This window comes from Serratia liquefaciens ATCC 27592, from assembly GCF_000422085.1.
Taxonomy (GTDB): domain Bacteria; phylum Pseudomonadota; class Gammaproteobacteria; order Enterobacterales; family Enterobacteriaceae; genus Serratia; species Serratia liquefaciens.
The window spans coordinates 3369994-3394360 of record NC_021741.1; the positions used below are offsets into that span (position 1 = coordinate 3369994).

The window sequence follows — 24367 nt, forward strand, 5'->3', positions numbered from 1 at the left end:
AGGCAGCGACGGTTGGCAGAATGGGTGTTTTGTTATAACGTATCAGAAATCACATCGGGGAGACGAAAATGAAAATTCAGCTTTCGCTGTTGTTCCTTGGCCTGTTGGCCGGTCGGGCCGCCGCGTTTCAGTCCAAGGTGCCCGAGCCACGGCCTGAACAGGCGCGCGCAGCGGAAAACAGCCTGGAGAATATGTTTTACGGTTTTCACGCGATGGACGCGCAGGCGGTCAATATCGGTACCTGCGCGGCGCTGCCGCAGGCGGGATGCCAGTGCGCGTTCTGCACCATGCTGCGGCAGGCCGGGCCGGCGAAATAGCCACCCGGACGACGTTTTAATCTAGCGCGTACTGAACAATCAACTGGCCTTTTTTCACTTTGAGCGCTGTGATGTTTACCGCGCCCAGCTCCGCCAGCGAGGGCACATGGGTACCGCCGCAGCCATAGGTCGGCAGTTCGCCAAATCCCACCTGCCGCAGGCCGTCAACCGCCACCTGTCTGCGCGGAAGGTCTGCCGCAATCAGCCTTGCCAGCTCCGCCTGAAGAAAATCCTGATCCAGCGTTTGTGGCTCCGCGCCCGGTGTGAAAGTGATCCGCCCTTCGCCCGGCCAGTGGTGCGCCTTCACCGGTTGCCAGCCGCGGGTTTCCCCCAGCCAGCCGATCAGATGCCCGGCGGAGTGCCAACGGGTATGCAACCGCCGCTGTTCGCCATCAATCTGCACGCTCACCGGCCCTGCGGCCAACGGCTCGGCGGTGAAATGCAGCACCTTGTCGCCCTGCTGCGCCACGCGTAGCACCGGGATGCCGCCAAGCTTACCGCCGTCGGCCGGTTGTCCGCCGCCCTGCGGGTGAAACAATGTGGCGTCCAGCTCTATCGCGTATCCACCCTCTTCCATCGGGGTACAGGCCAGCACCTGCGCTGCGCCCTGTAATTCGTCGCTGTAATAATAAAGCCGTTCGGTCATGGTTTTTCTCCTGATTAGAGAGCCCATTATATTCATGCCATAATCAAAGGATAATCCGTCAATAACACAATGGACCTTTGCGCTGTGAGCACAAATCTCTCTCATTCGCTGCTGGCCGAAATGGCCGTGTTTGTCCAGGTGGTGGAGAGCGGCAGTTTTTCCGCCGCCGCCCGTCGACTGGGCACATCCCCCTCTGCCGCCAGCCGCAGCGTGGCTAAACTGGAACAGGCATTAGCATTGCAACTGCTACACCGCACCACGCGCAAATTGCGGCTAAGCGAACAGGGCGAAGAAGTATTTCAACGCTGCCGCAGCATGCTGGACGCCGCGCACTCGGTGATGGAGTTCAGCGGGCGCGGTGCAGTAGAGCCTGAAGGCTTGGTCAGCGTCAGCGTGCCCAAGGCGGTGGGGCGTTATGTGCTGCACCCGCACATACCGGCGTTTTTACGCCGCTATCCCAAAGTCGACGTTCGCCTGCGGCTGGAAGACCGCTATATGGATTTGATTGATGATCGGGTCGATCTGGCGCTGCGCATTACCGAACGCCCTTCCCCTGGGCTGATTGGCCGCCAACTGATGACCATCGACCACCTGCTGTGCGCCACACCGGCTTATCTGGCACAGCAGGGAACGCCGCGGCATCCGCAGGATTTGGCGCAGCACAGCTGCATTTATCTGGGTGAAACGCCGAACGACGCCCGTTGGAAATTCCGCCAGGCCGGGAAAACGGTGACGGTCAACGTACGTGGGCGCTACGCCGCCAACCATACCGGCGTGCGGCTGGATGCGGTGAAACAGCACATTGGCATTGGCAGCCTGCCGTACTTTACCGCCCGTCAGGCGCTGGACGACGGCGAAGTGGTGCAGGTGCTGCCGCAATGGGATTTCCTCAGCAGTTACCACGGCGGGCTGTGGTTGCTGTATGCCCCCAATCAGTACCTGCCGCCCAAGCTGCGGGTGTTTATCGACTATCTGGTGGCCTGCCTGGCGAAAGAGCCGCAGCTAAAGCGCCTTGCGTAAGGTGATATTGATACGGTGCGGCCCCACCAGCGAATGGTAGCCTTCCTTGATCGGCATAATGCCGTGAAAACACAGCCGCGACGGGCCGCCCCACACCACCACGTCGCCGTGCGCCAAAGGAATGCGCTGGGCCCGATCGCTACGTTGCATGCCGCCGAACTGGAATACCGCCGGCAGCCCGAGGGAAACGGAAACGATCGGCGAACCGAAATCATGCTCGTCTTTGTCCTGATGCAATGACAGCTTGCTGCCCGGATCGTAGCGGTTCATCAGGCAGGAATCCGGTACAAACGGGGCAAAGCCCGCCTGCTGTGCCGCTTCATCCGCCAGCGCCATCAGGATATCCGGGATCGGCGGCCAACGTTTGCCGCTGCGCGAATCGCGCTCCGAATAGCGGTAACCGCGGCTGTCGCTGCTCCAGCCGTTGCCGCACCAGCTCATCGCCACCGACATCACATGACCGCCCGGCGTAGTCATGTGCCGCCAGGGCACCTGAGCAATCACCCCATGCACCGCCGCCAGCAGTTCTGGGCCGTGATCGCGCACAAAACCATGCATCACCACCGCGCCTGGCGCAATCTGTTCCCGCCACGGCGGCGGCACGGAGTCTTCAAAAAGATCGAGGGTCATGACAAAACACCTGTATTAATACACAGTGTTTATTTTAACTTGCCGTTGGCGATTGTCCAGCCTGATGCGCCGCATTGTTGTTAGCGCTAAACTTCTCTAGAGTACCGGCAATAAAATCAATAACTTTTCAGGATCGCATGTGATTAAAGGGATCGTTCTTTCCGTCATCGCCTCGGTATTGTTCGGCGTGATGTATTACTACACCTCTACCCTGACGCCGCTTGACGGTGAGCAAGTCTTTGGCTGGCGTACTCTGCTGACGGTGCCGTTTTTGACGCTGTTTATGGTGCTTTCCGCCGACTGGCGCAAGGTCAGCGAGACCTTGAGTTGGATAAAACAGCGGCCGCGCCGCCTGCTGTTTCTGCCGCTGAGTTCGGCGCTGCTGGGGGTTCAGCTCTGGCTGTTTCTCTGGGCACCGCTGCACGGCAAGGCGTTGGAGGTATCGCTCGGCTATTTCCTGCTGCCGCTGACCATGGTGCTGGCAGGACGCCTGATCTTCCGCGATCGCCTTTCGCTGCTGCAAAAACTGGCGGTCAGCTGCGCCATTATCGGCGTCGGCAACGAGTTGTATCAGGTCGGCGGTGTGTCCTGGACCACCTTGCTGGTGGCGCTGGGCTACCCGGTGTACTTTATCCTGCGCCGCCGTTTCGGCACCGACAACCTGGGTGGCTTGTGGTGTGAGCTGACGCTGATGCTGCCGGTCGCCGCCTGGTTCGCTTTCGGGGGCAACGGGCCACTGGCGGCGTTGAGCATCAGCCCGGCACTTTATTGGCAAATCCCGCTGTTGGGGGTGATCAGCGCCGCTGCGCTGGTGTGCTATATCCTGGCCAGCCGTCTGCTGCCGTTCAGCCTGTTCGGCCTGCTGAGCTATGTGGAGCCGGTGCTGTTGGTGGTGGTGGCCTTGCTGCTTGGCGAGAGCATCGGCCGGGATGAATGGCTGACCTATATTCCTATCTGGCTGGCGGTGCTGCTGTTGGTGTCGGAAGGGGCCAGCCACCTGCTGCGTCGCAGGCGAATCCACCGGCAAATGTGACAGTGCAACGCCGAATTTTTATCTTTATTTGATTGATTTACAAATAAATAAAAGTCGTGACATCGTCACCTTTCTGCCAGTAACGTCCGCAAAAACGGCGACCTGCATGGCACTGCGGCGTGAGGGTTTTGAGCAGTTCCAATTCGAACGTCTGTCGTTGCGTATCCAGCGTGACCAGGCGTGCGTCGAGAAAGTCAAAATAGCAGCGCACCTGCGGATATAGCGCTTTGAACAGGCTCTCTTTGGCGGAAAAGGCCAAGGTCAGCAGGTGGTTAAATGGCTGTGAATGAGTGCGCAGTTGGGCAGATTCCGCCTCGCTGACGATAGCTCGCTGCAGCTCCTCCGCACGCCCGGCGGGAATGAACGTTTCAACGTCCAGCCCCACGCCGCCCAACCCGGTTTCCGGATGCACCGCGCAAAGCGCTGTGTCCGCATTGTGGCTGAGCGCACCGGCGATACCCGGCGGCCACTGCGGTGCCCGGTCTTCGCCGCGCAACAGCGTGAAATCCGCAAAACCCAGCGGTGCCAACAAGGTCCGCGCCAGATAACGCCCGGCCAGATATTCCGCCCGCCGCTTTGGCACCGCACGCGCCAGATGTTCGGGGAGCGCCATGCCAATGGCAGCGAAACAGTCATCCTGGTAGTGCGCCACAGAAAAGCGGCAACGGACAACCTGCCCCGGGTAATCGTCCAGGTTCAACCGTTCAAAGGTGGGAATAAAAGAAGAGAACACGGGTTGTCCATATTGGGTGTGCAGAACGCTAATTTTAGACGCCGAGCTCCTGAGCAACAATGATTATTCCTCTCCCCCGTTACCGAGGGAGAGGCACGACGGGATTACAGAATCCCTTTCATGGTTTTTTCGAAGTCGCTCCAGGCGCAGTAGCCCTGCTTATCGATTGGGCAGCCTTTTAACGCCATCGTAACGCGCTGCGGCGGGGTTTTCAGCGTCAGCGGAGTGGCATTGCGCAACTGGTCGGTGGATTGATACACGTACTCGATTTTCAGCAAATCGCGATCGTTTTTCTTATCGTGCCAGCGCTGGAACACCAGCTTGCCGCCAATTGGCGTTTTCTCATACTGGTGCGGCAGTTGGTACGGCTTGAACTCCATCGCCGACAGCAGGGAGGCAATGTTGGAGTCGTGACCCACCAGCACCGTTACCTTCGGCGAATCCGGCTTGCGTTCGCCAATCAATGCGCCGTTGATATACGTCAGCAGCGGTTTGGCCACGTTTTGCGCCACCACCGGCGAGGTGAACAGCGAATCCTGATAGCCGTCTTTCAGCTGCGCCAACTGTTTCCACTGCTGTGGCGTGGTGATTTTGCCCCAGGCCACGGCCTTCATCGGGAAGCCTTCGTAATATTGCAGCATAAAGGCGTCCACCAGCGAGTTCCCTACCCGCAGCGGCCCGGCCACACCCGGCTCTTTGCCCGGCACCGCGCTCATTTTGCTGGCTTCTTTGGTCAGATCGCAGTGCTTGTCGGTTTTACAGGCGCTGGAATCTTTGTAATCGATGATTTTTTCTAATTGCTTGTAGGAGGCGTCCAGCTTCAACGAGGCCAGTTCGGCGTTCATTGCCCCCAGAGCCTGCTGATTGAAAGCTTCGCTGTTGTCAGTGATGATCGGGTTGAAGGTGGGATCCATCTCCCCCATTTTGTCCTGATGATGCACGCTGACGTCACAACCGGGGAAAGCACCGTTGGTAAAGAACTGCGCGGTCGCCACCGTGCGTTGCAAACTGTTGGCATAGACGTAAACGCTGCCGGCGGTCGGGCAGCCTTCCTGCGGCAATACTCCGGTTTGCTTGAGCCACGCATTGAAGTAGTGGCCCATATACACTTCCAGCACCCCGCCCTTGGTGGTCAGCAGGCCACCCGGCGTGTCCCAGGCCGGCCAGGCTTTGGGCGTGGACTGCGCCAATACGCTGCCGTTGTTGGCCAGCGGCGCACGCAGGTTATGGCGGCTCATCACCAGCACCTGATCCAATTGATAGTCGTTGGTTTCCGCCAAGGCAGTCCCGGTCATAAATAACGGCAAGCACAGCAATAAAGTTTTTCTTTTCATCCGCAGAGGCTCCAGGATTGTGATTATTTTTAATGTGTTAGCTATTGCTTCGCTATCATGGAGAGGTTAACGCCGAAAGTGTGTGATGAGCATCACAGGGAAAGGTCTGCTCAGCGACCCTTCGCCGAGGGCCGCCGATAATTTAGAAAATCACATCCACAAACGCATAATCGGCCAGCCGATCAACAACAGCGCGGCGATGTACACCACGCCCAGAATACCGCCCATCCGCCAGTAGTCTTTCGACTTCACATAGCCACAGCCGTAGATGATAACCCCAGGACCGGTGGCGTACGGCGTCAGCACGCCCATGATACCGATCGACAGCACCAGCAGCATCGACAGCTGCTCCATAGGCACGCCCGGCAGGCCTTTACCGACGGCAAGGATCACCGGCAGCAGGGTTGCCGTGTGCGCCGACAGGCTGGCGAACAGGTAGTGAGCGAAATAGAACACCAGGACCAGCGCCACAACCGTCATATCCGGCGAGAATCCGTCCAGATGGGTGCTCATGGTCAGCGCGAACCAGTCGATAAAACCGGAGCGCGTCAGGCCGTTGGCCATCACCACCAGCGTCGCCAGGTTCACCAAGGTGTTCCAGGCGCTGGAGTATTTGGTGATGTCCTTCCACGACACCACGTGCAAGGCCAGCATCAGCGATACCGCCAACAAACAGACCGTGGTGGCATCCAATATCTTGCCGCCAAACACCCACAGACACAGGCTGAGCAGCACCAGGCCAATCAGCGTGTACTCCTTGCGCGTCAGCTTGCCCATTTCCCCCAGCGCGCTATTGGCCCAGGAAGCGACTTCGCTGCTGTGCGTAACGCCCGGTTTGTACAGGTAATAGGAAATCAACGGCGCAATCACCAGCAGCAGCAGACCGACCGGCAGGAAGGCCAGGAACCACTGCATCCAGCTGATATGCACGCCGGCGATTTTGCTGACGAACTCGATACCCAGCACGTTAGGCGCGGCGCCGGTGACAAACATCGAGGAGCTGATGCTGGTCCCGACCACCATCATCCACATCAGGTAACCGCCGATGCGCCGTGAGGAGGGATCGTTGGGGAAGGAATCAAACAGCGGCGGCAGGTTTTTCACCACCGGGAACACGGTGCCACCGGTACGGGCGGTGTTGGACGGGGTAAAAGGTGCCAGCAGGATATCGATGATCACCACCGCATAACCGAGTGTCAGGGTACGCTTGCCCATAAACTTCACCAAAAACAGCGCAATGCGTCGCCCTAGCCCGGTGGCTTCGTAGCCGAGCGCAAAGATAAATGCGCCGAACACAAGCCAGACGGTGGTGCTGGAGAATCCGGCCAGCCCCCATTTCAGCGCCTCTTTACCGGCCTTGAAGCCCGGCTCCGCTAATTCCTGCGCCCCGAACAGCACCCAGTTGGCGCTCAGCACGCTGAGGGTCACGGCGATAAAGCTGATCGCCGTCGCCGGGATCGGCTCCAGGATCATGCCGACAATCATCGCCACAAAAATGGCGAAGTAGCGCCAGGCCTGCGGCGGCATGCCGTCGGGCGTGGGTATCCAGAGCAGGATCGCCAGCACCAACAGCGGCGCCAGCGCTTTCCAGATTTTTTCCTTGGTTTCGGACATAAGTTTCTCCTGAAGACGGGTTATTTTTTTAGCTATGCCCTAGGGATTCCAAGTTGTGGCTTGAAAGGCAGCGGGCTTAGTGGAATTGGGTAATTGCGCCAGCAGCCAGGTGACGATCAACAGATCGGCACTGCCGCCTGGGCTGAGATTGCGGTGAATGCACTCGGCGTCGAACTGCCGCAGGCGTGCTATGCCCTGCTGACCCTGGGCTCCCCCCTGCGCCAGCAGTTCGCCGGCACGCCGCTGCAACCAACGCAGGCCTTCGAGACCGCCGCGTGAGGCGACATTGGTGTCATCGTTGTTGGCCATTAGCCACAGCAGGCTGTCCATCAGCGCCGTTTGCTCATCGCACCCGGCGTTCAGCCGTTGCAGGTACAGCGGCAGCGCACCGTTAATCACCCGCTCGAAGCCGGACTCTGCCTCGCCGCGCGCGCCGCTCAGGCCGTGTTGGGCAAACAGCCTTTGGCCGGCGGTCTGCAACGCATTGCGCTGTTGCAGCTCGCGCGCCACCAGTCCACGACACATCGACGCCACTTCGGCGCACAGCGTGGCGGCGTCAATAGACTGCGGCCTCTGGGACAGGCGACCGAAAGCGGTGCACAGCAGGCCGAGGGAAAATACGCTGCCTTTATGGGTGTTGACGCCACCGGTGGCCTGAAACATGTGGTTTTCGCAGGCCAGCCCCAGCGGACGCAGCCTGACCAACTGCTCGGCAGCCGGGCAACGGGCGTCTTCCTGCCCCTGACGGACAAAGCGCGGCAGCCAGATGCCGATAGCGCGGGCGCTGCGGTAAAAATGGCCGATGTTCATGTCCCGGTGGGCACCGTTGTTGTGGCGATCCACCAGCCCCGGTTTGGGCGTCAGGTTCACCTCGACCAACAGGGCGCGGTAGGCGGCATGGGCAAAGCCACTGACCGGCGCCGGTGGGCTACACCGGGCGAGTTCAACGGGTTGAGAGCGCATCATTGAGCATCCTTTCCATTTCCTGCAGCAGCTGTTCGCTGCTGTGTCGCCGCTGACGGGCGCAGATTTTGGCCGGCTGGCTGCACAGCAGGCAGCGGCGCTCCGCCAGCCCCAGATCGCGGCGCGATAAAATACGGCCCTCGGGATCCAGCACGTCGATATCCCACAGCCGACCTATCGGCTGCTGAACCTCCAACTGCATGGCGCAGTCCTTCACCCGTTGGGCATCGGCCTGCAGCGCCATAAACCCTTCACAACCGGTGGAAAGCGCCAGCGCTTCCGCCTGCAGGCAGTGCCAGTTTTGCTCACGCCCCATTTGCTGCAGCGCCTGCCAGCCGAGGTTGAAGATGTTGCGGGTCAGGGCACTGTCTTTTACCGCACCGGGCACCACCAGCGTCAGCACCAGCAACGTGGAAGCATGCTGAGCCTGCCACGCCTGCTGCCGTGCCTGGCGGCACTCGCGGCTGGTCAGCAGTTCCGGCAGGCTGACGGCGCGGTTGGCGGCCAGTTCAGGAGGGACGCAGGTCATCACGTTACTCCGCCACCTGATGCACCACGTCGATCACCGAACCGTCGCGATAACGCACGACCGCCACCACTTTGTCGGTGAAGGCGATCGGCTGCGGTTCGCCGGTCAGCAACAGCGCACGCTGGCGTAGCCAGTCGATGCCAACCACCGGCAGCCCGGCCTCTTGCAGCCGCTGCGCCAACTCCGGCCGCGCCGGGTTAACGGCAATACCGTGATCGGTAACCAAAATGTCGATGCTGGAGCCCGGCGTGACGCAGGTGGTCACCTGCTCGACCAGCGTTGGAATGCGCCCGCGCACCAGCGGTGCGACGATGATCGCCAACCGTGCCGCCGCGGCGGTGTCGCAGTGACCGCCAGAAGCCCCGCGCAGCACGCCGTCGGAACCGGTCAGCACGTTGACGTTGAAGCCGGTATCGATCTCCAGCGCGCTTAGCACCACCACGTCAAGCCGGTCGACCGAAGCGCCCTTCGAACTGAAGTTGGCATACTGATTGGCGCTGATTTCAATGTGATTGGGATTGCGCGCCAACGACATCGCCGCCGCGCGGTCAAAACTCTGCACGTCCAGCAGGCGAGCAATCAGCCCTTTTTCATGCAGATCCACCATGGTTGAGGTAATGCCGCCGAGGGCGAAACCGGCGCGAACGCCACGCGCGCGCATTTTGTCTTCCAGAAAACGCGTCACCGCCAACGAAGCCCCGCCGGTGCCGGTTTGCAGCGAGAATCCTTCGGTAAAGAAGCCGGAACCGGCAATCACTTCGGCAGCGCGGCGGGCAATCAGTAATTCACGCGGGTTAGAGGTCATGCGGGTGGCATCGGCACCGATCTTGTCGGCGTCCCCCACTCGCTCGAGTTGAACGATCAGATCGACCCGATCCTGCGCCAGGCTGGCCGGATGATGCGGATAAGGCAGGATCGCTTCGGTCAGCAACACCACGGTGCCTGCGGTATCGGCATCCACTTTGGCGTAGCCCAACGAACCGCAGCAGGCTTCGCCGCTGTAGCCGTTAGCATTGCCAAATTCGTCGCAGGCCGGAACCCCAAGGAAAGCGACGTCTATCGCCAGTTCACCGGACTCGATCAGGTTGACGCGGCCACCGTGGGAGTGAATTTGTACCGGTTCGGCCAGCAGGCCGCGTGAGATGGCATCCGCCAGCGGGCCACGCAGGCCGGAGGTGTAAATGCGGCTCACCACCCCGTTGCGGATATGGCCGACCAGCGGCGCATGGCATTCGCTCAGCGAGCTGGAGGCCAGCGTCAGGTTGCGGAACCCCATCGCCGCCAGCGTTTCCATCACCTGATTCAGCGCCAGATCGCCGCCGCGAAATGCATGGTGGAAAGAGATGGTCATTCCGTCCTGCAAACCGCTGCGGCGTACCGCCTGTTCCAGCGTGTCGCAGCGTTTGATATCGCGCGGCTTGCGCGCCTGCAGGTTGGCCTTGGAGGCATCCTGATAGCAGCGCAGGTCCGCCAGGTTGCTCAGGGTCATCAGTCGTTGTTGGCGTTTCATTATGCTTCCTCTCCGTGCTGAACCGACGCTTCGCGGATGCCGGAAAGCGCTGCGCGTTGCAATACCAGCCGCGCGCGTTCAATCACCGGGCTGTCGACCATCTTGCCGTTGAGCGACACTACCCCGCGCCCTTCCTGCTCCGCCGCCGCCGCGGCATCCACCACCCGCTGGGCGTGAGCCACTTCCTTGGCGGTTGGCGCATACAGGTTGTGCAGCAGTTCAATTTGCCGTGGGTTAATCAGGGATTTACCGTCGAAACCGAGCTGTTTGATCAGCGCCGCTTCCTGCAGGAAGCCGGTTTCGTTATTGGCATCGGAATACACGGTGTCGAACGCCTGAATGCCCGCGGCCCGCGCCGCCTGTAATATTGAGCAACGCGCAAACAGCAGCTCAATACCCTCCGGCGAACGTTCGGTACGCAGATTGCGCACGTAGTCTTCCGCGCCGAGCGCGATGCCGATCAATCGCGGTGAGGCATGGGCGATGGCGACCGCCTGGGTGATCCCCGCCGCCGACTCAATCGCCGCCAGCAGGCCGGTGCTGCCCACCGGGCGCCCGCAGTCGGCTTCGATGGCGGCAATTTCGCGATCCATATCCACCACGTCCTGCGCGCTGTCGGTTTTCGGCAGGCGCACGATGTCCGCCCCGCCGCGCACTACCGCCTGCAGATCCGCCAGCCCGTAGGCAGAATCCAGCGCGTTGACGCGCACAATGGTTTCCACTTCCTGATACAGCGGGTGTTGCAACGCGTGATACACCAGCCGCCGCGCGGCGTCTTTTTCGCGCAGGATCACCGAGTCTTCCAGATCGAACATCAGCGCATCGGCCTGATAGATAAAGGCGTTGCTCACCATGGCCGCATTGGCACCGGGCACGAACAGCATGCTGCGGCGCAGACGGTGTTTATTCAGCGTTTTCATGATGCGCCCCCCATGGCAGTAGGCCGTTGTCGCTGGCGCGCATCAGCGCGGTTTCCAGCCGGGCCCGCAGCACGCAGTCGAGCGCGCCTTTGTCGTCGACTATCACCTGCACCGGCTCCACCTGATAACGTTGCAGCACCTCCAGCAACGTTTGGCGGATGGCTTCGCCGAACTGTTTCTCTACGCTGCTGGCGATCAGCAGATCGTGTTCCGGCCCCTCGGCGGGGGCGATGCGCACCATGACATCGCTGGATTCCAGCGTGCCGGCCATTGCTTCTCGGATAATTTTCATCTTTCACCTGATTGTGCGGATTCAAAGGGGTGTGCCGCCGGCTTGGCCCGGCGCTGCGTTTGCAAATCTTGCAGGTAATACAGGGTGTCCGGCGGCACCAGCGGCGCGGCGGCGTGGAAGTCCCCGGCGGCCAGCAGCTTGCGCACCCAGGAGGCGGAGATCGCCGTGCCCTGATATTGCAAACGCTCGATTTCCACCAGCGCGATCGGCGGGCTGGGCAGCGCCGGGGTTTCCAGCCAATAACGCATATCGCGGTTGTACTTGGCGGTGACCGCGCAGAAAGGCTCGTTGCCGACGAAGCGGTGGGTAATGCCCAACGCGGGCGCCAGATACTGACGGAAGATCTTCAGATCGATTTCGGTGTAGCAGTCGTCGGCAATACCTTGATCTTTAATGAAGTAACAGGGGAAGGTGGCGCGTGAAATGACGTATTGCGACCCTTCGTGCACCGTCAGGTTAGGAATGTCTGCGGTGCCCGCCAGCACCAGCCGCCGCCGATCTTCATAGCTGAAGCGCGAAGTATTTTCCTTGACCAAAAACAGGTGCAGCCAGTCGCATTGCGCAGCGGCCTGGCGCACCAGGTATTGGTGGCCGCGGGTAAAGGGGTTGGCGTTCATCACGATACTGCCGATGGTGGTGCCTGGCCGGCGCTGGCCCGCTAACTGAGCGGCATAGCGTTTCAGCCGGCACGGGCTGTTTTCCATTAGCACCACGATGCCCGGCACCCGGGCGATGGGGTAGAAACCGCATTGCTGGAACAGCGGCTCATTTTGGATTTTGGTGTAGATAAACAGCTGGGTGTGATGGCGTTCATAAGCCAGATTCACCAGCTCCGTTGCCAACGTCAGCCCCAAACCTTCGCCGCGCATTTGCGGGCTGATGGCGACGCATTTGATAATATTGTCGGCAATGCCGCCGCAGGCGACCAACTTATCGTTTTGCGTCACGGTAATAAATATTTCAACCGTGGTGTCAATATTCAGATCGTTACTGCGCAGGAAAGCATTAATCTGCGCGATACTTTTATGATCGGACCTTTTGACTCGATTAAATAGGGTGTCGCCCAACATAACACGCTCTCTGGGTTAACTATTAAATAACAAAATAAATACAAAAAAGAGTGTCGATTAACATTTATCACCGAAATTAAAACCTTAAAAACCATGGAGATAAATCCACCAAGGACACTTAATGAAACAATGGTAAACAGAAAAAAATAGCGAATTATTGACCTATTTCACAAACCCCTTTCGGTTAATAAGTTATTTAATGTTCTTTATTTACTTAATTATTTTTATGGTGTTTATTATTGAGATAATCTTTATTTTACGCGGCAATTAACTTACATTTTCGTAGCATATTGATCGCAATCTGCAAGACGACGGGGAGACGGGATTCACTATGGAATGGCTGAATATACTGATCGTCGAAGACGAAACGCCGCTGGCAGAAATGCACGCGGAATTTATCCGGCAAAACGGCGGCTGCCGACAAATCTGGTTGGCGGGTACCCTGGCGCAGGCCCGTACCATGGTCGAGCGCTTCAAGCCGGATCTGATCCTGCTGGATAACTTCCTGCCCGACGGCCAGGGCATTGAGCTGCTGCGCGAACTGACGCTGAGCGGTTATGCCGGCGGTATCGTCTTTATCACCGCCGCCAGCGACATGGACACCGTGGCCGAAGCCCTGCGCTACGGGGTGTTCGATTACCTGATCAAACCGCTGGCCTATGATCGGCTGGCCCACACGCTATTGCGCTTCAGCCAGCGGCACCAGGCGCTGAAGGATAAGGCACACCTTAACCAGCGCCGCATTGATCAGATGTTCAATACCTACGCCCGCGGCGAGCCTATGGCGACATTGCCGGCAGGCATCGATGAGCTGACGCTGGTTAAAATACGCGGCCTGTTCGAACAGCCCTCGGTCAGCCACACCGCTGAAAGCGTTGCGCAACAGATGGGGTTAAGCCGCACCACGGCACGCCGTTATCTGGAGTTTTGTACCGCCGCCCAGCAGCTGCGCGCCGAAATCATTTACGGCAAGGTAGGCCGTCCGCAGCGGATTTACCGGCCTGCTCAGCCAGAATAAGCGGTTATTTGATCGCCCCTGCAAGCTTGAATGTAACCGCTTTACTTTTTGGGTTCTCCTCAGCATCTTATTCGGCATGATGCCCCTCTACTCTGCCGACAGGACGACCGCCGATGAGTGCTCTGCCCTCTCCTTCCCTGAAAGACCTTATTGCCCGCCGGGACTGGCAAAATCCGGCCTGCACCCATTATCAGCGGCTGGCTGCGCATCCGCCTTTTGCGAGCTGGCGCGATCTGAACACGGCGCGTGACGACAGCCCCAGCAGCAGCCAGAAAACGTTAAACGGCGACTGGCAGTTCAGCTATTACCGCAGCCCGCAGGCGGTGCCCGAAGCCTGGCTGCGGCAGGACTTGCCCGATGCCGACCGGCTGGCGGTGCCGTCCAACTGGCAACTTGCCGGTTATGACGCGCCGATCTACACCAACGTCCGCTACCCGATCCCGGTTAACCCGCCGCTGGTCCCGGAAGAAAACCCGACCGGTTGCTATTCCCGCCAGTTTACCGTCGATCCCGCCTGGCTGGCCGAGGGGCAGACGCGCATTATCTTTGACGGCGTCAACTCGGCGTTTTACCTGTGGTGCAACGGCCATTGGGTCGGCTATTCGCAAGACAGCCGCCTGCCCGCCGAATTTGACCTCACTCCCTGGCTGCAGGCTGGTGAGAACCGACTGGCGGTAATGGTGCTGCGCTGGTGCGATGGCAGCTATCTGGAAGATCAGGATATGTGGCGCATGAGCGGGATTTTCCGCGACGTCAGCCTGCTGCATAAACCCGCCATCCACCTGAGCGATATTCGCATCACAACCCCGCTTTACGACGGCTTCCGCCGTGGTGAACTGGTGGTGGAAGCGCACGTCAATCGACCGACACAGCACCGGGTGCAACTGCAGCTGTGGCGCGATGGCCAGCTGATTGGCGAAAAAATCCAGGCGCTCGGCAGCGAGATTATCGACGAGCGCGGCGCCTATGATGACCGCACAACGCTGCGTCTGCCGGTGGAACAGCCTGCGCTTTGGAGCGCTGAAACCCCAACGCTGTACCGGGCCACGCTGGCACTGTTGGCGCCAGACGGGGAAATTATTGAGGTGGAAGCCTATGACGTTGGCTTCCGTCAGGTCGACATCAGCAACGGGTTGCTGAAGCTGAACGGCCAGCCGCTGCTGATCCGCGGCACCAACCGGCATGAACATCATCCGCAGCACGGCCAGGTGATGGATGAAGCCACGATGCGCCACGACATTCTGTTGATGAAACAGCACAACTTCAATGCGGTGCGCTGCTCGCACTACCCGAATCACCCGCTGTGGTACCGGCTATGCGACCGCTATGGGCTGTACGTGGTCGACGAAGCCAATATTGAAACCCACGGCATGCAGCCGATGAACCGGCTTTCCGACGATCCGCTGTGGCTACCGGCGATGAGCGAGCGCGTGACGCGCATGGTGCAGCGGGATCGCAACCACCCCTGCATTATTATCTGGTCGCTGGGCAACGAATCCGGCCACGGCTGCAATCACGACGCGCTTTATCGCTGGGTGAAAAGCCAGGACCCTACTCGCCCGGTGCAGTATGAAGGCGGCGGCGCCAATAGCGCCGCGACCGACATTATCTGCCCGATGTACGCCCGGGTGGATCAGGATCAGCCGTTCCCTGCCGTGCCCAAGTGGTCGATCAAGAAGTGGATCGGCCTGCCGGATGAACAGCGGCCGCTGATCCTGTGCGAATACGCTCACGCGATGGGCAACAGCTTCGGCGGTTTTGACCGTTATTGGCAGGCCTTCCGCCAGTATCCGCGCCTGCAAGGTGGCTTCGTCTGGGACTGGGTCGATCAGGCACTCACCCACCGCGATGACAACGGAGATGAGTACTGGGCCTACGGCGGCGACTTCGGCGACACGCCTAACGATCGGCAATTCTGCCTTAACGGTCTGGTGTTCCCCGATCGCACGCCACATCCGGCGCTGTTCGAGGCGCAACGCGCCCAGCAATTTTTCCAGTTTGCCTTCGATGCCACAACGCTGACGTTGACCGTCAGCAGCGAGTATCTGTTCCGCCATAGCGATAACGAACGGCTGGACTGGCGGCTGGAGCTGGACGGCGTAGAACGCGCCAGCGGCAGCTTTGACCTCGCGCTACCGCCGCAGGGCAGCGCCAGCTTCCACCTGCTAGACCGCTTGCCGATACTTCATCAGCCCGGCGAGCTGTGGCTGAATGTGGCGGTGGTACAGCCCCAGGCCACCGACTGGTCCGAAGCCAACCATCGCTGCGCCTGGGATCAATGGCCGGTACCGCGCACGCTGCATTTGGCGCAGCCAGCGCCGAAAGGCCTTGCCCCACAGCTGAGCCAGAATGACCGGACGATTGAGATTAGCCATGGCAATCAACGCTGGCAGTTTACCCGCGAAAATGGCCTCCTGAGCCAGTGGTGGCAAGATGGCGAAGCGCTGCTGCTGACGCCGCTGCAAGATAACTTTATCCGTGCGCCGTTGGATAATGACATCGGCATCAGCGAAGTGGAACGTATCGATCCCAATGCCTGGGTCGAACGCTGGAAGCAGGCCGGCATGTACCGGCTGGAAGAGCACTGCGTACAGCTTCAGGCCGATCTGCTGAGCGACGGCGTAAGGGTGGTGAGCGAGCACCGGTTCGGGGTAGATGGGGAAACGCTGTTATGCAGCCGCAAACAGTGGTTGTTCGACAGCGAGGGCGCGGTCAGCGTCAGCGTTGACGTCGCAATCGCCGCCAGCTTGCCGCCACCGGCGCGTATCGGCCTGACCTGCCAACTGGCGGACACCCATCCGCAGGCACAATGGCTGGGCCTGGGGCCGCATGAAAACTATCCGGACCGTCGCCTTGCCGCGCAATTCGGGCGCTGGCAACGACCGCTGGAAGAACTGCACACGCCGTACATCTTCCCCGGCGAAAACGGCCTGCGCTGCGACACCCGCCAGTTGCAGTACGGCGACTGGCACGTCGACGGGCAGTTCCACTTTTCACTCAGCCGCTACGGCCTGCGTCAGCTGATGGGCTGTAGCCACCAACACCTGTTGCAGCCGGAAGCCGGTACCTGGCTCAACCTGGACGGCTTCCATATGGGGGTCGGCGGCGACGATTCCTGGAGCCCGAGCGTCAATGCGGACTACCTGCTCAGCCGCAGCCATTACCACTATCAGCTGCGGTTAAAACGCGCGGAACTGGGCTAAATCTGCCAAAACCTCAACGGGTTGCGCATTCTGTAAGCAAACAGTCACAGAATGCGTAATCCGCCTTTGACATGCTGCCAACACCCCGTTATGATTCCGGCCGTTCACACGATTCCTCTGTAGTTCAGTCGGTAGAACGGCGGACTGTTAATCCGTATGTCACTGGTTCGAGTCCAGTCAGAGGAGCCATATTAGAGAAGCCCGCTCAGGGAAACCTGAGCGGGCTTTTTGCTTTTGGGGTTTTGGGGTTTTGGGATTTTGGTTGGCGGCTTGGGGCGAAGAGCGGACCTTCAATAGCGATTCTCATACAATGTGTAAATGGACGGTTGTGAGCTCATTAATTAATATTTATTTATGGGAAATAGAACCATGCGGTTGAAATGAGGCCGTTTTTAATTTCAAAAACAGCAACACTCTCCAAAGGCTGATCAGACAAACCATGTATCAATTCGTGATCGAAAACTTTATTGCCCATTACTATTCTGGAAATAAGTTCTGCTTTAAGTTTCGGATTATTAAAGCGATTATTCACATAGAATTCACGTAAGGATTCTTTCCCTATTGTAGAGGGACTCTCAGCTGGCATCCGATAACCTTTGAAGTCCTCTGAAAAGCAAGAGATGAACGCTTCAATATCACGGGCATTATACGCTTCGAACTGAGCCTTCACTGGTGAATCTACCGACATAAAACCCCTCATAAATGAATTTATATGCAATTAATTTTCATATAAAATCACATTTAGTACATAAAAACAAATCAAAACTTAAGCTGAATTCGATGCTCATCTGGTCAACTTCTGGCACAAAACAGACCTATCATCTTTCCAACCACAACCTCATCGCCATAGTTTGGCTAGAAATTCCTCTATCAGCACACCAACAATTAATTAGCTTATTATTAGGTTAATATTGGACAGGTTATTTCCTCTCAGAGATACCATTTTATAACCTCCCACCAAAGAAGCATTAATCAAGAAATCCCCTTTATTAACGCAACGCCCCGCCCCCCTATCAATAAAACAAAACTCAATAGCTAAAAACTATCACAACATTCAACTATTCCTATTTTATCTATCTGCATCTACTGACTACGCTTAATGCTGAGTGTCGGTAGGCTCCCCGCTGCGAGCCTGACGAAGAGAGCTCATTTTTTATTTTTGTAAATCAGTTGATTAGATAAACCCTTAGCGCAACACCCGATGTGGGCTTTCGCCCGCGATAGCAAGCTAACGGCTCCCTCAGGCATCAGATATTTCGGGCCTGGCGAGCAACCTACGAAGCAGAGAGCGCAACATGACAACTGAAAGCAAATGCCCCTTTTCGGGCGGCGGTAAACTGAATGCACCGCGCCGCGGCCCTTCGAATCAAGACTGGTGGCCCAACCAACTTAGCCTTAAGCCGCTGCACCAACACTCCCCCCTCTCCAACCCGATGGACCCGGACTTCGACTACGCCAAAGCCTTCAACAGCCTTGATCTGGCGGCGGTGAAACAAGACCTGCACGCCCTGATGACCGACTCGCAGGAGTGGTGGCCGGCAGACTTTGGCCACTATGGCGGCCTGTTCATCCGCATGGCCTGGCACAGCGCCGGGACCTACCGCATCGGCGACGGTCGCGGCGGTGCGGGTGAAGGCCAGCAGCGTTTTGCACCGCTCAACAGTTGGCCCGACAACGTCAGCCTCGATAAGGCCCGTCGCCTGCTGTGGCCGATTAAGCAAAAATACGGCCGTAACATTTCCTGGGCCGACCTGATTATCCTGACCGGCAACGTGGCGCTTGAATCCATGGGCTTTAAAACCTTTGGCTACGCGGGCGGTCGCGCCGACACCTGGGAACCGGATGATGTTTACTGGGGCTCGGAAAAAATCTGGCTGGAACTGAGCGGCGGTCAGAACAGCCGCTACTCGGGCGATCGCGACCTTGAAGACCCATTGGCCGCAGTGCAAATGGGCCTGATCTACGTCAACCCGGAAGGCCCGGACGGCAACCCCGATCCGGTCGCTGCGGCGCGCGACATCCGCGAAACCTTCGCCCGCATGGCGATGAACGACGAAGAAACCGTGGCGCTGATTGCCGGCGGCCACACCTTCGGCAAGACCCACGGCGCGGGCCCGGCGTCGCACGTCGGTGACGATCCGGAAAGCGCAGGCCTTGAACTGCAGGGTCTCGGCTGGCATAGCAGCTTCGGTACCGGCAAGGGTAAAGACGCCATCACCAGCGGTTTGGAAGTCACCTGGACCACCACCCCAACCCAGTGGAACCACGACTTCTTCCGGCACCTGTTCGAATACGAGTGGGAATTGACGCAAAGCCCGGCCGGTGCACACCAGTGGGTGGCCAAAGACGTCGGCGAAACCATTCCTGATGCCTTCGATCCCAACAAAAAGCAGCGCCCGACCATGCTGACGACTGACCTGTCGCTGCGTTTCGATCCGGCCTATGAAAAGATCTCACGTCGTTTCTATGAACATCCCGATCAGCTTGCCGATGCCTTCGCTCGCGCCTGGTACAAACTGACCCACCGCGATATGGGGCCGCGCGCTCGCTATCTCGGCCCGGAAGTGCCGGCCGAAGAGCTGATTTGGCAGGATCCGATCCCGGCGGTCGATCATGAGTTGATTAACGATCAGGATATTGCCGATCTTAAAACCCGGATCCTGGCCTCGGGCCTGCCGGTATCGGTGCTGGTTTCCACCGCCTGGGCATCCGCCTCCAGCTTCCGCGGTTCCGACAAACGCGGCGGCGCCAACGGGGCGCGTATTCGTCTGGCGCCACAAAAGGATTGGGCGGTGAACGAGCCTGCTCAGCTGGCACAAACCCTGGCCACGTTGGAAGGTATTCAGCAGGCCTTTAACCAGGCGCAGTCAGGTAACAAACGCGTCTCGCTGGCGGATGTGATCGTGCTGGCCGGTGCGGCCGGCATCGAAAAAGCGGCGATCAGCGCCGGGCACCCGGTGAGCGTTCCCTTCACGCCGGGCCGCATGGACGCAACGCAGGAGCAGACCGACGTCGAATCCTTCGAAGCGATGGAACCGGTGGCCGATGGCTTCCGCAACTACCTGAAGCAGCAATTCAGCGTGCCAGCCGAGGCGCTGTTGGTCGATAAAGCGCAGCTGTTGACGCTGACCGCACCGGAAATGACGGTATTGGTGGGCGGGTTACGGGTGCTGAACGCCAACGTCGGTCAAAGCCAGCACGGCGTGTTGACCCAACGCCCACAGGCGCTGACCAACGACTTCTTCGTCAATTTGCTGGATATGGGTACCACCTGGAAAGCGGCCAACGAAGACGGCGTGTTTGAAGGGCGCGACAACCAAACGGGTGCGCTCAAATGGACGGCGACGCGTGCCGATCTGATCTTCGGTTCGCACTCTCAGCTGCGGGCTTTGTCGGAAGTCTACGCCAGCTCAGACGCCCAGGGCAGCTTCGTACGCGACTTTGTCGCCGCCTGGACTAAGGTGATGAACCTCGATCGTTTTGATCTCGCCTAAGAGATGTAACGGGCGCAGCATGCAGCGCCCCTACGCCAAACACCAGTGAAGGCTTTGTCAGTAGCCTGAAAGCCCGCTTAGGTCAGCTTAAGCGGGCTTTTTATTTCACAGGATCTCGCGCGAGTAGTACTCAAATATTTTCCAGATCGATACCGCGCGTTTTCGGGCCAAACACGCCGATCACCACCATCACAATCAGCATGCTGGCCACGATAAACGCGATAACCCCCACCGAGCCGCCGTATTGCAGGATGATGCCGATGATCAGGCTGCTGAATACCGTCGACAGTCGGCTGAACGAATAGCAGAAGCCGACAGCGCGGGCGCGTATATAAGTCGGGAACACTTCCGATTGATAAGAATGGTAGCTATAGGTCAGCCAGGCATTGGACCAGGTGATGAAGAAACCGCAAAGGATCAGCCAGACGGGGTTGTTTTGCAGGGCAAACAGCGAGCCGAAGATCACCGTCACCAGGCAGGAAAGTACAATCTGCCACTTGTTTTCCATCTTGTCGGCATAGCGGCTGCACAGCAGCGATCCCAACGGGTAAGCCAGAGTAATAAAGAAGGCATACAGCAAGCTGTGGGTGATGGAGGCTCCCTTTCCGGCCAGCAAAGCGGGCAGCCAGTTGCCAAAGCCAAAGAATCCGATGGCCTGGAAGAAATTCATCACCACCAGCATCAGGGTACGACTGCGGTAACGCGGCGACCAAATATCCTTAAAGCTCCCCTGCGCCGGCATTTCGCTGTGTGCTTGCGCGTCATGCGCGGGGAAATCCGCCGTATGGGTGACGCCGCAGCGCCGTTCCATCGCCTGCATCACCTGCCGGACCTCCGGGTAGCGCCGCTGCTGTGCCAGCCAGCGCGGCGATTCCGGCAGGCCTTTACGCACCAGCCAGATCACCAGCGAAGCCACCGCACCGGCGATCACCACGTAACGCCAGCCGCTCAGGCCCAGGATGGTTTGCGGCACCAGCCACCACGACATTAACGCCACCGTCGGCACCGAGAGAAACTGAATGAAGAAAGAAAAGGCAAACGCCCGGGTGCGCAGATGTGCGGGCACCCATTCGGTCAGATAAGTATCGATCGTCACCAGCTCAATACCCAAGCCGACGCCGACCAAAAAGCGCAGGAAGATCACCCATTCGGCCTGATGCTGAAAAGCCAGACACAGCGAAAAGATGCCATACCAGGCCAGGGCAAACATAAAGGTGCTGCGGCGGCCAAAGCGGTCGGCATAGGGGCTGAGCAGGCTGGCGCCGATAAACAGGCCAAGGAAGGTGGCGGAGGCGAATGCCGCCTGGTCGGAGACACCGAACACGCCCTGCGCTCCGGTATGGAAGATGCCTTCGGCGATTAAGCCGGTGCTGATGTATCCGGTCTGGAACAGGTCGTAGAGTTCAAAAAAGCCGCCTAACGCCAGCAAAGCAATAAACCGCCACAGCCCGGCGGAGGTGGGCAATGCATCTATTCTTGCCGACAGATCCCGTTCATGGATCGGCGACTGGGCCGCCCCCACGCTTCCCGCAACCAAAGAATCACTCACCATTAACCTCGCCATAACATAATCGATAGTTTTCTATGCTATCGGCTCGGCGTCGGAGTTAAATATTTAATTAGCAGACTATGAAAAAATTTTAAGCATAAAAAACTGCAGCAATCTGTTTTGCTGAGAGAAAATTCAACCGGAGTAGCAATGCACGACAGCGAACTGATGGCCCGCTGTCGTGCGGTGGGGCTTAGCGGATGTGGTGGTGTTGCAGGCGTTCGCCGCGGTAAAAGTTCAGCACACACCAGCCGAGGGCGATCAGCGCCAGCGGTGCAGCGACAAAACCGATGTTGCCCATGCCCAGATGCCGGCTGACCTGGTTACCCAGCAGCGCGCCGCCGCCGATACCAAAGTTGTACAGCCCGGAGTAGATCGACATCGCCACGTCGGTGGCGTCCGGCGCCAGGTTTAACACCTTGGCCTGCATCGACAGGCCAATCGCCATAATGGCCATGCCCCACACCGCAAACAGCAACGTCAGGTGATTTTCATTGCCGGAGGCCGGCAACAGCAGCAGCAGGCTCAGCATCAACAGCGCGATAGCGCCGATAAAAAAGCCCGACGGAAAACGTTCGCTGAAGCGGCTAAACAGCAGGCTGCCAATGATACCGGCGGCGCCGAACAGCAACAGCATCAGGGTGGTGAAGTTTTCCGACAGCCCGGCCACGGTCTGAATAAAGGGTTCGATATAGCTGTAGGCGGTGAAATTCGCCGTCACCACGATGATGGTCAGCATATACAGGCTAACCAGCGCCGGACGCTTAAACAGCATCGGTACGCTGGACAGTGAACCGGAATGCTCGCTTTTCAGCACCGGCAGCAGACGCCACAGCAGCACCAGCGCCAGGGTGGCGCAAACCGCGATGCCGATAAAGGTCATGCGCCAACCGAGGATCTGACCAATCACGCGGCCCAGCGGCAGGCCGAGCACCATGGCCAGCGCGGTACCGCCGGCCAGCAGGCTCAGCGCCTGCGCCTTTTTGCCCGCCGGGGCGACCCGGATCGCCAGCGAGGCGGTGATCGACCAGAATACCGCGTGGGCCAGCGCCACACCGGCACGGGAAATCACCAGCGTGGTGAAGTTCCAGGCCACGGCGGTCAGCACATGGCTGGCGATAAACAGTATGAACACCCCGATCAGCAGCTTGCGCCGTTCAATTTTGCTGGTGAGCAGCATACACACCAGAGAGGCGGAGGCGACAATCCAGGCGTAAATGGTGATGATCAAACCCACTTGCTCGGTTTGCATTGAGAAACTTTTGGCGATGTCGCTCAGCAACCCCACCGGAATAAATTCGGTGGTATTGAAGATAAAGGCCGAGACGGCAAGGATGACCACGCGCAACCAGGCGGTTGAGCGAGATACCTGGGTTTGTTCCATGTTAAACGGGATCCGGACAGGTGCGGGAAGTAGCGATATTTTAACCAACTGGCGGGGTAAATACGATATAGATCACACTTTTATTGGCCTGTTTTTTTCGACAGTCTTTTGCCGCGCAAAGGCCTGCAAACCTGCAGGCCTTTGGCAGAAATAAACAGGCGTTATTGGCTGATGCAGCGTTGTAACGCCTCAATCGAGGTATTAATACCGGCATCGACCGACATGGTCAGATCTTCCATCTCCAGCGAGACCCAGTCGTTGTAACCCATCATGCGTACCACCGAGAAGAATTCCTTCCACCACTGCAAATCCTGCCCGCACCCGACGGCCACATAGTTCCAGGCACGTTGTGCAACCTGTTCCACCGGCCGGGTTTCCAGCAGCCCGTTGACCGCCACTATCCCCCTTTCCAGCCGCACATCTTTGCCGTGCACGTGGTGGATCGCGTCCCCCAGGCGCCGTGCGACGGCAATCGGATCGGCCCCCATCCAGATCAGATGGCTGGGATCGAGGTTCAAGCCCACCATCGGCCCCACCGCGTCGCGCAGCCTGAACAGCGTGTCCGGGTTCCACACCAGCATCGAGCTGAAATTTTCCAGCGCGAACTTCTCTATGCCGAACGCCTGCGCCTTATCCACCAGCTTCTGCCAATACGGGATCGCCACCTCGTTCCACTGGTAGTCCAGGCAGTTTTTCAGCGTCGGCGGCCAACTGACGGTATAGGTGATCCAGTTAGGGATGCTGTCGCCGGGCGCCGCAGGGGGCAATCCGCTCATCATGACGATTTTTTTCACCCCCAGGCCGGCGGCCAGCGCCAGCGTGTTGTCGGTATCATGGCGGTGTTTTTCGCCCAGCACGCCTGGCTCCAGCGGATTACCGGAAACGTTCAGCGCCGCAATTTTCATGCCGCGGCTTTCCAGCGCCGCCATCAGCCGCCGCCGCTTGCCCGCGTCCTGCAACAGCGCCACGGTGTCCAGATGCGGTGCCGAAGACCAGCCGCCGGTGGTCATTTCCACGCCAAACACCCCCAGTTCGCCCAGGCGATCCAGCATGGCTTCAAACGGCAGGTGGCCCAGGCTATCGGTACAAAAAGAAAGTTTCATGCTTT

At 58.8% G+C, this 24367-nt stretch carries 21 protein-coding genes and 1 tRNA gene; 7 read left to right on the plus strand and 15 right to left on the minus strand.

Going from position 1 to position 24367, the window contains the following annotated elements; genetic code table 11:
• Window positions 1-68 precede the first annotated feature (68 nt).
• Complete coding sequence (locus M495_RS15885; protein WP_020827701.1) at window positions 69-317, plus strand: hypothetical protein; 249 nt, start codon at window positions 69-71, stop codon at window positions 315-317.
• Between the two features lie 16 nt (window positions 318-333).
• Here M495_RS15885 and M495_RS15890 read toward each other — a convergent pair whose 3' ends face one another.
• Complete coding sequence (locus M495_RS15890; protein ID WP_020827702.1) at window positions 334-963, minus strand: serine-tRNA(Ala) deacylase AlaX; 630 nt, start codon at window positions 961-963, stop codon at window positions 334-336.
• An 84-nt stretch (window positions 964-1047) separates the two neighbouring features.
• Here M495_RS15890 and M495_RS15895 point away from each other — a divergent pair, with 84 nt between their 5' ends.
• Window positions 1048-1983, plus strand: a complete 936-nt coding sequence (locus M495_RS15895; protein ID WP_020827703.1) for a LysR family transcriptional regulator — start codon at window positions 1048-1050, stop codon at window positions 1981-1983.
• Here the strand turns inward: M495_RS15895 and alkB are convergent.
• Window positions 1966-2613, minus strand: a complete 648-nt coding sequence (gene alkB / locus M495_RS15900; RefSeq protein ID WP_020827704.1) for a DNA oxidative demethylase AlkB — start codon at window positions 2611-2613, stop codon at window positions 1966-1968. The two genes, M495_RS15895 and alkB, sit on opposite strands and share 18 nt — an antisense overlap.
• Before the next feature lie 139 nt (window positions 2614-2752).
• On the opposite strand from alkB, the gene rarD reads away from it, so the two are divergent.
• A complete protein-coding gene (rarD, locus tag M495_RS15905) occupies window positions 2753-3646 on the plus strand; it encodes an EamA family transporter RarD (RefSeq protein WP_020827705.1) in 894 nt (297 codons plus the stop codon).
• Between the two features lie 37 nt (window positions 3647-3683).
• Here the strand turns inward: rarD and M495_RS15910 are convergent, their stop codons facing one another.
• The 9 genes from M495_RS15910 to citC all read right to left on the minus strand — a co-directional run bounded on the left by M495_RS15910 (window position 3684) and on the right by citC (window position 12611).
• Window positions 3684-4379: a 4'-phosphopantetheinyl transferase family protein gene (locus M495_RS15910; protein ID WP_020827706.1), complete on the minus strand. Its 696-nt coding sequence runs from the start codon at window positions 4377-4379 to the stop codon at window positions 3684-3686.
• Window positions 4380-4483: 104 nt separating this feature from the next.
• Entirely contained in the window at window positions 4484-5713 is a 1230-nt protein-coding gene (agp, locus tag M495_RS15915) for a bifunctional glucose-1-phosphatase/inositol phosphatase (RefSeq protein WP_020827707.1), read from the minus strand.
• Between the two features lie 150 nt (window positions 5714-5863).
• Entirely contained in the window at window positions 5864-7327 is a 1464-nt protein-coding gene (locus M495_RS15920) for an anion permease (protein ID WP_020827708.1), read from the minus strand.
• A 39-nt stretch (window positions 7328-7366) separates the two neighbouring features.
• Entirely contained in the window at window positions 7367-8290 is a 924-nt protein-coding gene (gene citG / locus M495_RS15925; RefSeq protein ID WP_051150531.1) for a triphosphoribosyl-dephospho-CoA synthase CitG, read from the minus strand.
• Window positions 8271-8819 carry a citrate lyase holo-[acyl-carrier protein] synthase gene (gene citX, locus M495_RS15930; RefSeq protein WP_020827710.1) on the minus strand — a complete coding sequence of 183 codons (549 nt, stop codon included), beginning with the start codon at window positions 8817-8819 and terminating at the stop codon, window positions 8271-8273. Before citX ends, citG begins: the two co-directional genes overlap by 20 nt.
• 4 nt (window positions 8820-8823) lie before the next feature.
• Window positions 8824-10329 (minus strand): citrate lyase subunit alpha, encoded by a 1506-nt coding sequence (gene citF, locus M495_RS15935; protein ID WP_020827711.1) that lies wholly within the window; start codon window positions 10327-10329, stop codon window positions 8824-8826.
• Window positions 10329-11249, minus strand: a complete 921-nt coding sequence (gene citE / locus M495_RS15940) for a citrate (pro-3S)-lyase subunit beta (RefSeq protein WP_020827712.1) — start codon at window positions 11247-11249, stop codon at window positions 10329-10331. The genes citF and citE overlap by 1 nt, the downstream gene beginning before the upstream one ends.
• Complete coding sequence (gene citD / locus M495_RS15945) at window positions 11233-11541, minus strand: citrate lyase acyl carrier protein (RefSeq protein WP_020827713.1); 309 nt, start codon at window positions 11539-11541, stop codon at window positions 11233-11235. The genes citE and citD overlap by 17 nt, the downstream gene beginning before the upstream one ends.
• The gene (citC, locus tag M495_RS15950) at window positions 11538-12611 is read right to left on the minus strand and encodes a [citrate (pro-3S)-lyase] ligase (RefSeq protein ID WP_020827714.1); all 1074 of its coding nucleotides are present in this window, start codon (window positions 12609-12611) and stop codon (window positions 11538-11540) included. Before citC ends, citD begins: the two co-directional genes overlap by 4 nt.
• Before the next feature lie 331 nt (window positions 12612-12942).
• Here citC and dpiA point away from each other — a divergent pair, with 331 nt between their 5' ends.
• The 3 genes from dpiA (at window position 12943) to M495_RS15965 (ending at window position 17021) form a co-directional block, all read left to right on the plus strand.
• Window positions 12943-13629, plus strand: coding sequence for a two-component response regulator DpiA (gene dpiA / locus M495_RS15955; protein WP_020827715.1), 687 nt, complete (start codon window positions 12943-12945; stop codon window positions 13627-13629).
• A gap of 113 nt (window positions 13630-13742) precedes the next feature.
• On the plus strand, window positions 13743-16832 hold the full coding sequence (locus M495_RS15960) for a beta-galactosidase (protein WP_020827716.1): 3090 nt from the start codon (window positions 13743-13745) through the stop codon (window positions 16830-16832).
• 113 nt (window positions 16833-16945) lie between these two features.
• Window positions 16946-17021: transfer RNA gene (locus tag M495_RS15965), tRNA-Asn, on the plus strand.
• A gap of 163 nt (window positions 17022-17184) precedes the next feature.
• Here the strand turns inward: M495_RS15965 and M495_RS15970 are convergent.
• Window positions 17185-17520: a nuclear transport factor 2 family protein gene (locus M495_RS15970; RefSeq protein ID WP_020827717.1), complete on the minus strand. Its 336-nt coding sequence runs from the start codon at window positions 17518-17520 to the stop codon at window positions 17185-17187.
• A 607-nt stretch (window positions 17521-18127) separates the two neighbouring features.
• Here M495_RS15970 and katG point away from each other — a divergent pair.
• Window positions 18128-20326 carry a catalase/peroxidase HPI gene (katG, locus tag M495_RS15975; RefSeq protein WP_020827718.1) on the plus strand — a complete coding sequence of 733 codons (2199 nt, stop codon included), beginning with the start codon at window positions 18128-18130 and terminating at the stop codon, window positions 20324-20326.
• Window positions 20327-20456: 130 nt separating this feature from the next.
• Here katG and M495_RS15980 read toward each other — a convergent pair whose 3' ends face one another.
• The 3 genes from M495_RS15980 to M495_RS15990 form a co-directional block, all read right to left on the minus strand.
• Complete coding sequence (locus M495_RS15980; RefSeq protein WP_020827719.1) at window positions 20457-21878, minus strand: MFS transporter; 1422 nt, start codon at window positions 21876-21878, stop codon at window positions 20457-20459.
• 190 nt (window positions 21879-22068) lie between these two features.
• Window positions 22069-23259, minus strand: a complete 1191-nt coding sequence (locus M495_RS15985; protein ID WP_020827720.1) for a sugar transporter — start codon at window positions 23257-23259, stop codon at window positions 22069-22071.
• 161 nt (window positions 23260-23420) lie between these two features.
• A complete protein-coding gene (locus M495_RS15990) occupies window positions 23421-24362 on the minus strand; it encodes a sugar phosphate isomerase/epimerase family protein (RefSeq protein WP_020827721.1) in 942 nt (313 codons plus the stop codon).
• Window positions 24363-24367: the final 5 nt, after the last annotated feature.

Coding starts and splice junctions, on each gene's coding strand:
- M495_RS15885 (WP_020827701.1), top strand. CDS start 69: ATGAAAATTCAGCTTTCGCTGTTGTTCCTTGGCCTGTTGGCCGGTCGG.
- M495_RS15890 (WP_020827702.1), bottom strand. CDS start 963: ATGACCGAACGGCTTTATTATTACAGCGACGAATTACAGGGCGCAGCG.
- alkB (WP_020827704.1), bottom strand. CDS start 2,613: ATGACCCTCGATCTTTTTGAAGACTCCGTGCCGCCGCCGTGGCGGGAA.
- agp (WP_020827707.1), bottom strand. CDS start 5,713: ATGAAAAGAAAAACTTTATTGCTGTGCTTGCCGTTATTTATGACCGGG.
- M495_RS15920 (WP_020827708.1), bottom strand. CDS start 7,327: ATGTCCGAAACCAAGGAAAAAATCTGGAAAGCGCTGGCGCCGCTGTTG.
- citG (WP_051150531.1), bottom strand. CDS start 8,290: ATGCGCTCTCAACCCGTTGAACTCGCCCGGTGTAGCCCACCGGCGCCG.
- citX (WP_020827710.1), bottom strand. CDS start 8,819: ATGACCTGCGTCCCTCCTGAACTGGCCGCCAACCGCGCCGTCAGCCTG.
- citF (WP_020827711.1), bottom strand. CDS start 10,329: ATGAAACGCCAACAACGACTGATGACCCTGAGCAACCTGGCGGACCTG.
- citE (WP_020827712.1), bottom strand. CDS start 11,249: ATGAAAACGCTGAATAAACACCGTCTGCGCCGCAGCATGCTGTTCGTG.
- citD (WP_020827713.1), bottom strand. CDS start 11,541: ATGAAAATTATCCGAGAAGCAATGGCCGGCACGCTGGAATCCAGCGAT.
- citC (WP_020827714.1), bottom strand. CDS start 12,611: ATGTTGGGCGACACCCTATTTAATCGAGTCAAAAGGTCCGATCATAAA.
- dpiA (WP_020827715.1), top strand. CDS start 12,943: ATGGAATGGCTGAATATACTGATCGTCGAAGACGAAACGCCGCTGGCA.
- M495_RS15960 (WP_020827716.1), top strand. CDS start 13,743: ATGAGTGCTCTGCCCTCTCCTTCCCTGAAAGACCTTATTGCCCGCCGG.
- M495_RS15970 (WP_020827717.1), bottom strand. CDS start 17,520: ATGTCGGTAGATTCACCAGTGAAGGCTCAGTTCGAAGCGTATAATGCC.
- katG (WP_020827718.1), top strand. CDS start 18,128: ATGACAACTGAAAGCAAATGCCCCTTTTCGGGCGGCGGTAAACTGAAT.
- M495_RS15980 (WP_020827719.1), bottom strand. CDS start 21,878: ATGGTGAGTGATTCTTTGGTTGCGGGAAGCGTGGGGGCGGCCCAGTCG.
- M495_RS15985 (WP_020827720.1), bottom strand. CDS start 23,259: ATGGAACAAACCCAGGTATCTCGCTCAACCGCCTGGTTGCGCGTGGTC.
- M495_RS15990 (WP_020827721.1), bottom strand. CDS start 24,362: ATGAAACTTTCTTTTTGTACCGATAGCCTGGGCCACCTGCCGTTTGAA.